10 protein-coding genes are annotated in these 9030 nt (G+C 55.1%); 7 read left to right on the forward strand and 3 right to left on the reverse strand.

What is annotated here, in order from left to right:
* Positions 1-127: 127 nt before the first annotated feature.
* Positions 128-1657, forward strand: coding sequence for a helix-turn-helix domain-containing protein (locus OSC10802_RS0123665; protein ID WP_369797097.1), 1530 nt, complete (start codon positions 128-130; stop codon positions 1655-1657).
* 146 nt (positions 1658-1803) lie between these two features.
* Here OSC10802_RS0123665 and OSC10802_RS57060 read toward each other — a convergent pair whose 3' ends face one another.
* Entirely contained in the window at positions 1804-2895 is a 1092-nt protein-coding gene (locus tag OSC10802_RS57060) for a M23 family metallopeptidase (protein WP_017719251.1), read from the reverse strand.
* Between the two features lie 1242 nt (positions 2896-4137).
* On the opposite strand from OSC10802_RS57060, the gene OSC10802_RS0123675 reads away from it, so the two are divergent.
* Positions 4138-4893: a phytochelatin synthase family protein gene (locus OSC10802_RS0123675; RefSeq protein WP_017719252.1), complete on the forward strand. Its 756-nt coding sequence runs from the start codon at positions 4138-4140 to the stop codon at positions 4891-4893.
* Positions 4894-5149: 256 nt separating this feature from the next.
* Here OSC10802_RS0123675 and OSC10802_RS0123680 read toward each other — a convergent pair whose 3' ends face one another.
* Positions 5150-5572, reverse strand: coding sequence for a hypothetical protein (locus OSC10802_RS0123680; protein WP_017719253.1), 423 nt, complete (start codon positions 5570-5572; stop codon positions 5150-5152).
* 32 nt (positions 5573-5604) lie between these two features.
* Entirely contained in the window at positions 5605-5886 is a 282-nt protein-coding gene (locus OSC10802_RS0123685; RefSeq protein ID WP_017719254.1) for a WGxxGxxG family protein, read from the reverse strand.
* A gap of 213 nt (positions 5887-6099) precedes the next feature.
* Between OSC10802_RS0123685 and OSC10802_RS0123690 the strand changes: the two genes are divergently transcribed.
* The 5 genes from OSC10802_RS0123690 to OSC10802_RS53225 all read left to right on the forward strand — a co-directional run bounded on the left by OSC10802_RS0123690 (position 6100) and on the right by OSC10802_RS53225 (position 8796).
* On the forward strand, positions 6100-6291 hold the full coding sequence (locus OSC10802_RS0123690) for a hypothetical protein (RefSeq protein WP_017719255.1): 192 nt from the start codon (positions 6100-6102) through the stop codon (positions 6289-6291).
* A gap of 212 nt (positions 6292-6503) precedes the next feature.
* A complete protein-coding gene (pedR, locus tag OSC10802_RS0123695) occupies positions 6504-6800 on the forward strand; it encodes a photosynthetic electron transport-dependent transcriptional regulator PedR (RefSeq protein WP_017719256.1) in 297 nt (98 codons plus the stop codon).
* Positions 6801-6802: 2 nt separating this feature from the next.
* Positions 6803-7102 (forward strand): hypothetical protein, encoded by a 300-nt coding sequence (locus OSC10802_RS0123700; protein ID WP_017719257.1) that lies wholly within the window; start codon positions 6803-6805, stop codon positions 7100-7102.
* A 52-nt stretch (positions 7103-7154) separates the two neighbouring features.
* Positions 7155-8453, forward strand: coding sequence for a histidine--tRNA ligase (gene hisS, locus OSC10802_RS0123705; protein WP_017719258.1), 1299 nt, complete (start codon positions 7155-7157; stop codon positions 8451-8453).
* 190 nt (positions 8454-8643) lie between these two features.
* Entirely contained in the window at positions 8644-8796 is a 153-nt protein-coding gene (locus OSC10802_RS53225; protein WP_198525179.1) for a hypothetical protein, read from the forward strand.
* The last annotated feature ends 234 nt before the right edge of the window (positions 8797-9030 follow it).

Consider the following 9030-nt stretch of genomic DNA (forward strand, 5'->3'; position numbering starts at 1 on the left):
CCGTACACGAGGAGGGGGTTGGGGGGTGGGGTTCCCAGGATGCCGGCAAAAAGTTTTCATCATCCTGGTGCAGCGCCAGTGTTTGTATCCATACTCTTGCCAAATCTCAGTCTTGTCAAGTCGGAAAATGTCGGAAAATGTAGGGAGTTTTACTCCCCCGGATGTCGGAAAATGTCGGAAAATGTCGGAAAAAGCCGGCAGTGTCGGAAAATGTCGGAAAATGTCGGGTACAATAGGCAAAACCCCCGCACCTACCCCACCGATGGACATTAAGGAAGTCTTAAAACTGGCCGACAACCTGTTTTTCGCCAAAACCGGCAACCACCTGGACAACCTGCAAGAGGCCATACTGCGCGGGACTGTGCGAGGTCAGCGATACTCCAAAATTGCAGAGGACTGCGAATGTACCGAGGGACACGTCAGGGATGTTGCCTCCAAATTGTGGAAGGTCCTCTCAGACGTAGTGGGGGAAGAGGTCAGCAAGTCGAACTTTCGAGCTACACTGGAGAGGTGGCACTTCTCCATCGTCTCATCCAATTTCGCCAAAGACTTTGCACAGATTAATAACATCAACGTCTGTGGGGACACTTTGCAGTCCATAGAAGTCCCAGAGACGCGATCGCACCCAAAGCAAACCCCTAACCAAACCAACACCAACCCCAAAATATGTCAAGATTTAGCTGACGCACCGGCTGTCTCGCCTTTTTACGGACGCACCGGCGAACTGACAGCCCTAAAACAGTGTATTGTGCAGCAGCGCTGTCGCCTCGTCGCACTTCTGGGAATCAGCGGGATTGGCAAAACCGCCCTCGCCGTGCAACTCGCCGACCAAATTAAAGATGAATTTGATTTTGTGATTTGGAAATCCCTTCGCTTCTCCCCATCCCTGGAAACCATTCAAACACAGCTTATCCAATTTCTCTCCAACCGGCAGGAAATCGAGTTACCGCCACTCCCCGAAGCCAGACTTTCGCGCCTGATGGAGTATTTCCGCAAGTACCGCTGTCTGGTAATCTTCGATGACGCTCACGCAATTTTCCGCAGCGGCGAGCTAGCCGGTCACTACCAAACCGGCTGCGAAGATTATAGCACATTTTTCAGAATTGCAGGAGAATTATCTCACAAAAGTTGCTTGCTGCTGCTCAGTTGGGAGCCCCCGCGAGAAATCGTCGCGCAGCAAAGCGAAAACGGGCCGGTGCGCTCATTCCAGCTCAAAGGTTTGGAAGCAGCACCGGCACGGCAACTCCTGAGCAACCAAGGTTTACTCGAAGAAGAACACTGGCAGCAACTGATTGACCGCTACCGGGGCAACCCGCTGTGGCTGAAACTCGTTGCCGGCATGATTCAAGATTTATTTGCCGGCAGTGTTGCGGAATTCATAAAATATGATACCCTATACTTAGGGGAGGAATTGAAACATAGCTTGGCGGCTCAGTTCAATCGCCTGTCAGATGTGGAGAAACAGGTGATGTCCGCTCTGGCGCAAGAAGCTGAGCCGGTGTCTATGTCAAAATTGCTAGAGGGGGTGAGAGTGCCACCCTCTGAGGTGTTCAGCGCCATGCAATCTTTAGGCCGGCGCTCGCTGATTGAGAAGAATCAAGCCGTTTTCACCCTGCAGCCGGTGGTGAGGCAGTATGTGAGATTCCGCATCCTGTAGGTGCCGGTTGACAGATAAGCTGTGACGCTTTTAATCTGTTTATTAGATAAAGGAGGCAGAGCCTCCAGAACTGCGTTCCCAGCCTGAGGCTGGGAACGAGGGAATAGGCGTAGGGCAGGCGTCTCGCCTGCCCCTAACCCCGAACACTAGGGCCCGCCTTGACCAATGCGCCGCTGGGTGGCGATGTCAGCGGGATCGCCCTGCAGGTAGGCGATGGGATTGACAGCGTCCTGTCCGGGTGGGTGGATCTCAAAATGCAAGTGGGGGCCAGTGCTGTTGCCGGTGCTGCCCATCTCAGAAATTTGCTGGCCTTGCTCGACTTGCTCGCCTGGTCGCACCAGAATCCGGTTATTGTGGCCGTAGCGCGTCATGCTGCCATCGGGATGCTCAATCTCTACGAGGTTGCCATAACCCCCTTCGTCCCAGCCGGCATAGGTGACAGTACCGGCTGCGGCGGCGAAAATCGGGGTGCCAATCGGACCGGCAATGTCAATTCCCTTGTGCATGCGCCCCCAGCGCCAGCCATACCCTGAGGTCAAGACGCCTTGCGCCGGCCACATATACCCGTTGAACATGGGCGAAAGCTCTGGCAAGTAGGTATCTGCAGCACCGAGGGGGGGCAGCTGAACACCCTCAGGATCGTCGCCTCGCATCGTGGCTCTCAAGGCGTCAAGGCGGGAACTCACCCCTGCGGCAGAGGTATCGCCAACACTGGGTTCGGCAGAGGGTGCCGGTGGGGTTTGCTGTTGGGAGAATTGAGAATCTGCCGCTGGAGGGATGACGGCTATCGGCGGAATTCGGTAAGGCTGTTTAATTTCTTTTGTGCGTGCGACAGCCCGAACGCCGGCGAAGGGCTTTTCGCTGGATTCCAGGGGGAAAACAGCATCGGTGGCATATCCCGGTGGCAGCTTCGGATTGGCCACCTGATTTTGGCCATCCCCAGAGGGGGCCTCCCCGACTAAGTGGGGAACAGCGACACGACTTTTAGCGTCCTGAAGAGTCCGAGCCAGAACGTCCAGCTTGGCAGTGCCGGTGGCAAATATGGGGGCGATGAGAGATTCAGGTGTGGCGACGGACTCAACGGCCTGTAGTGCGGTTGTGTTCAGAGGACTGGCCACCTCGCCAGCCTGTGGTGCCAGTGTTTGAGCTGTGGCGCTGGAAGTGGCGCTGGTGCTGTGGGTGAGATCCTGAGCGGCAAGGGCAGCTAGCGTGCCAATAGCAACGGTGCGCAGACGCATGAACTTAGCCTCTTGTGTGTGAGAAAGCGTTAAATGTCCATCCAGATGGGTTTGAGTTTTCCGTAGAGCGCCCTGATGTCTGAGTCTTGAGTCTGAGATTGTGCTTTTATAGAGTTCCGCATTTTAACTCCGCCTTAACTTCTGTGAGAGCCTGCTTGCTGCAGAGTGCATTAGAACGTTGCTCCCTCGATTCCAAACTCACAACACCTGTCAGCTCAATTTCGGTTGAATCCTCATAATATTTATCCTGGGAGCATTGGGCAAAAGCATCGTGATTGTGGCATTCTTAATTACCTCTTCCGGTAATTCATTGAAATTAATTAACCGGAGATGCTATCATTAGCGGCGGTTGGCCCAGCCGGGAGCCGCCCTGCCCCAGCCCTGCCGGCAAATCGGCCCTGCCTGTAGGGGTGGGCCCCCGTGCCTGCCCTCCCGGCGAACCGGCAATAGGAGATGGTTTTGCAGGGATGCTGGGCCCAATAGGAGAGATACCAACTGCACAGCGCTGGCGATCTATTCAGGGTAGATGGCTTGCGCTCCTGGGACATGGTTGCGATTCACCCCACGGATAGCTGGTGGGCGTTATTCTCATTCACGGCAACACCAAACTCATCCGGGTATTATTTCGGAGGTAAGCGCAAAATGTGTTATCCGTATTTTCACTGAGGGCGCATCGGTTGGGCGAATTCCCAACTACAAACTTTGGGCTAAAGCCCAACTACAAACTTTGGGCTTTAGCCCAACTACAAACCTTTGGGCTTTAGCCCAACTACAAACCTTTGGGCTTTAGCCCAACTACAAACTTTGGGCTAAAGCCCAACTACAAACTTTGGGCTAAAGCCCAACTGCAAACTTTGGGCTAAAGCCCAACTACGAGCCTTTGGGCTAAAGCCCAACTACAAACTTTGGGCTAAAGCCCAACTGCAAACTTTGGGCTAAAGCCCAACTACGAGCCTTTGGGCTAAAGCCCAACTACGAGCCTTTGGGCTAAAGCCCAACTACGAGCCTTTGGGCTAAAGCCCAACTGCAAACGGTACACCGGCACCGCTGCCCCACAGTCAACCCGCATGCCGGTAGCAAAAATTACACAGCAGTACCGGGGGGTTTGCGTGGGCTAAAAATACTTGTGACAGGAACTGAAGCCCAATTTGCACTCAGGTCGGATATAACCTGTGCCGGCAAATGTGCTAATATGAGCGGGAAAAAAGTTGGTTTGTATTCACCGGCAAGGGAAAAATTGTTATGATATCCATTAGGCGCTGGATTGGCAGCAAGAAGCTGCCGGTCATGCCCCTGCGGTTTGTGATTCTGGCACTGTGCGCCGCCGGTGGGGGGGCGATCGCTCAGATGCAGCCGCTACCGCAAACCGGCACCCTGATTGACCTCACCACATCTGAGGGAGAGCAGCTGCTGGTGCAAAGCAAAGCCCGAAAAGACTACTGGCCATTGAGCGTGCAGTTTGTCACCCAGGATAACTTAGCTTACTGCGGGGTGGCAAGCAGCGTTATGGTGCTGAACGCCCTGTCTGTTCCAGCACCGGCAGCACCTGAATATGGCACTTACCGGATGTTTACGCAGAAGAACTTTTTTAGCGATGCAGCGCGGAAAGTCGTGCCGCCTGAGACGGTTTCGCGCCAGGGAATGACGCTAGACCAGCTGGGACAGCTGTTGGAAACCTATCCCGTGAAGGCGACGGTTTACCACGCTGAGAATAGCAGTCTTGAGGAGTTCCGCGCCCTAGCTGTGAAGAATTTGCAAGACCCGGGAAATTTTGTCTTGGTAAACTATTTGCGCAGCGCGATGGGTCAGAAGACAGGCGGGCACATTTCTCCAGTGGCGGCGTATAATGAACAGACAGACCGATTTTTAATTTTGGATGTCACGCGCTACAAGTACCCGCCGGTGTGGGTGAGATCAGCGGATCTGTGGAAGGCAATGAATACGGTGGATTCGGGTTCGGGCAAGAAGCGGGGATTTGTTCTGGTGAGTCGCCGCTAGCTGCCGGTGAGGCTACCCAGTCGCGGCTATTGAAAGTGACAGTGGGAGAGAAACTGGTGCTGACAGCGGCTGAAGTGAGACGCGCTGCAATTATAACATTTTAGGCAATGAAAAAGCCCGCGATTTTAGCGGGCCGGTGATGCCAGAAACCCGGTTTCTTCAAGAACCCGGGTTTCTTATCCCCCTCACAATAGGGGAGGGGGATAAACCGGAGTGCCGTAAAAGCTAGAGGCAGAGAAGAATCAGGCTGTTGAGCTTATATAAGCCCTGGCCCCTTCGGGCGCATGTCGCGCTCCATCGTGAGCTTTCCATTCTCATCTTGGTTTAACTCTGCTAGTTCCTCGGCGCGCTGAGCAGCTTCCAGCTCCTTTCTCTCCCTCAAATCGCCCGGTTCGTTGATATACATTTCGGGCTCAATCGCAAAGTTATTGAGCAGACCCTCTCCATCTACAGTGTAGCCGCCTGTAGTGTTGATGCTCTCATCATTGGTTTGGTTGTCGGTTGGGGCATTTTGCTGGCTATCTTTTGTGGGAACCTGCATGAAGGTATTGCCTTCACGTTCTTGGCGGGCTGCGACCTCAGCAGGGATAATCCCCCGGTCATAGTGAGGTGCGTCTGCATTCGCTTCGAGCTGTCTGTCTGCAGCTGTCTCTTTGCTAGGAACGGTTTGATTATCCATGAGGATCTCCTCAAAAAAAGGTTGATTTGCAGTTAGCGAACTACTGTGCGGTCAGGATCGGTCTGGTGAATGCGTGCCGGTTCGGATCGCCGGCCAGCCAGACCGGCTAAACCGAGAAGACCGAGCAACCCCAACCAGCCCCAGTCATTATTGCGGCTGTAATCGGTGTCACGAACGTCTTGGCGAGGGGATGTGGTGTAAGTGTCGCCAGTGGTGCCGGTTTGGGCGGAGGCGGGGAGAACCGCAGTCAGCAGCGCTAAACTAGCGGCGAGAGCGCCGGCTCCAACGATTTGGGAGGTGCGAGAGCGTTTCATAATTCAGCTTCCTCTTCATATTGTCTTATTTCAAAGTTATCGGTTGGCGCTAGAAAAAACCTCATTCTGCGGATAGAAACCTGGCAGTTTCGGCGTCCTGGAGAGATAGAAAAGCCTTGTGGCAAGTCGGAGTGAATCCCAGAGGCAACTTTTCCTACAAAAGAGGGTTGCGCACTGTTAATTCTTAAGTGGATTGCCAAAAAGTAAAATTTTGTGATAGCATTGCAAGTTTTGGCTGGGGAGATGCGCCTGTGCGCCGGCACTCGCGCGCGCCCAGGGGAGCCGGTGCTGTGCCGGTGGTGCCGGCTGCTGGGGCGGGGCGAATCGGGGGCATCGGCGGAGGGCGGGCCGGTGGCAGCTGCCGCGCCTAAAATGGGTGGTGAGGAGTTAGACCTATCGGAGTAAGATAGACTGTATAGAGTGAATGCAAGTGACCGGTTGGGTTTTTGGGTGTGGGAAAGCTAAAGTCCCGCGCTCACATCTGGCCTTGTGCGAGAGCCAGAGGGGCTTTGAGAGCCACTGGGACTGCCGGTTGGTAGAGTCCCTATGTCAGTTTTTGCCAATCTGGCTTGACAAGGGCTAAAATTTAGGTAAATGTACAGACCAAGGAATGCGTTATGGCTGGCAGCGAGTCTCAGACCCAAGCGTCCCTTTCGCTTAGAGAATTGCAAGTTGTTGAACTGGTGGCGGCAGGCTTGACCAATCAGGAAATAGCCGAGCAGCTGGAAATTAGCAAGCGTACAGTGGACAACCACATCAGCAATATCCTGACCAAAACGGGAACTCACAACCGGGTGGCACTGGTTCGCTGGGCTCTGCAGTCGGGTAAGGTGTGCATCAATGAGGTGAACTGCTGTATACTGCCTCTGGGCAACCATGAGGCCGCTATTGAGGAGCCAGAGGGAGCCGTTTAAATATGGAGGCACCGAGGCTGCAAACTGCTGGGGAGAAACAGCTGCGGTATGAAATCCGGTGGGCGCGACTGCCTTTAGCGGTCTATCGGGAAATTGCCGCTCATTTGCGTCAAGTAGAAGGCGTGGAAACAGGTCTGAACCCCCAGCAATCACAGCAGTTTGATTACGATCTCAGTCAAGTTGGCAGTCTGTGGGTTCAGTACGCCGAAAGTGCTCACCCAGCCAGTCGCCAGCGGGTGGATGGGATTTTGGCTTACTATTGCGATCGTTACGGGGCTTTCGATGTCTGCGAGCCGCGCTGAGTTTTTGGTGCACCGGCGCTCGTGTTGAGGTTGTTCAGTTTGTAGAAATTTAATGGGCGCAATTCAAGCTTTACGAGGAACTCGGGACATCCTGCCCGAGGAAATTGTCTATTGGCAGCGGGTGGAGGCAACCGCTCGCGATATTCTGGGCAGAGCGGCTTATCGGGAAATTCGCACCCCGATTTTTGAGGAGACGGCTCTGTTTGAGCGGGGGATTGGGGAAGCCACCGATGTGGTGGGTAAGGAAATGTACACCTTCTCCAGTCGGGGGGAGAAGCATTCGATTACCCTGCGCCCAGAAGGAACGGCAGGAGTTGTGCGGTGTTTTATCCAGCAGGGGCTGTACTCCCAAGGCGGGGCGCAGCGCCTGTGGTACACCGGCCCGATGTTTCGCTATGAGCGCCCGCAAGCTGGACGCCAGCGCCAGTTCCACCAAATCGGGGTGGAAGCGATCGGCAGTTCCGATCCCAGGGCGGATGCGGAGGTGATTGCGCTCGCCAGCGATATCCTGCAAGCGCTGGGGCTGAAAAATCTGCAGCTGGACATCAATTCGGTGGGGAATCGGGAAGACCGGCTCGCTTACCGGCAAGCTTTGGTGGACTATTTGACGCCTTATAAGGAGGAGTTAGATCCGGATTCGCAAGACCGGCTGTCGCGCAATCCCCTGCGGATTCTGGACAGCAAGAATGAGCGCACCCAGGAAATTGCTTTGGGTGCGCCGAGTATTTTGGAGTATCTGGGGGAGGAGTCTCGCCGGCACTTCCAGCGGGTGCAGCAAATGCTGGGCGATCTGGGGATTAACTACCGGCTCAACCCCCGTCTCGTGCGGGGTTTGGATTACTACACGCACACGGCGTTTGAGATCCAGTCGGAGGATTTGGGTGCCCAAGCGACGGTTTGCGGCGGCGGGCGCTACGATGGACTGGTGGAAGAGCTCGGCGGGCCGGCGACACCGGCTGTGGGTTGGGCCATTGGCATGGAGCGGCTGATTATACTGCTGCAGCAGCTGCAAAAGCCGCCGCTGCCGGTGGTGGATTTTTATGTGGTGTCCAGGGGCGATCGCGCGGAGCCGGAAGCCCTGCTGCTGGCGCAAAAGTTGCGCCGGCTGGGGTTTAGCGCCGATTTGGATTTGAGCGGGAGTGCCTTTGGCAAGCAGTTCAAGCGGGCTGATCGCAGCGGTGCCGGTGCGTGTTTGGTGCTGGGAGATGCGGAGGCTGAGAGCCAGACGGTGCAGCTGAAGTGGCTGGCGACGGGCGAGCAGAGTGCGATCGCTATCGCGGAGTTGCTGGAGAAGGCGGATGAGTTGCGCCGCCGGCTCGATGCGGCGAGAGCGGCGCAAGGAGGGGTGTGAGCTGTTTGCCGTGCCGGTGGACTTTGAACTAACCCCCTCACCCCCTCACCGCCCGCACAAGGGGAGAGGGGGAGTTGCAGTTGTAGGGCGCGTTCCGCGCTATAATTCTTCACTTATATGGGGGAATGGATAAGGCGGAACGCACCTTATATCTGGTCTTATGGATTAACCGGTATTAGCAGCCAATGCGATGATGCCCAATGCGATGATGCCCAGTGCGATGATGCCCAATAATCTTTGGGAGAATCCCCCACCGGCATCAGAAGAACTGAAATCGGCGATTGAAGAAGTTAAGAGTAAGTATAACAGGAATGACCCGTGGGATGGAGATTTTGTACTCTGAAAACAGTCCGCCGGCGCGGACTTTTGAACTTCTTGAAACCCGCGCAGGCGGGTTTCGTCTGTGTAGCTGCGGTTTCTAACCGCCAAGCCCCCCCAACTTTAACCGCCAAGCCCCCCAACTTTAAGCGATAGATCCCCGGCGATTGGAAATCGCGGCTATACAAACAAAGTCCGCCGGCGCGGACTTTTGAACTTCTTGAAACCCGCGAAGGCGGGTTTCGTCTGTGTAGCTGCG

Origin of the sequence: Kamptonema formosum PCC 10802, assembly GCF_000332335.1 — a bacterium.
Taxonomy (GTDB): domain Bacteria; phylum Cyanobacteriota; class Cyanobacteriia; order Cyanobacteriales; family Oscillatoriaceae; genus Oscillatoria.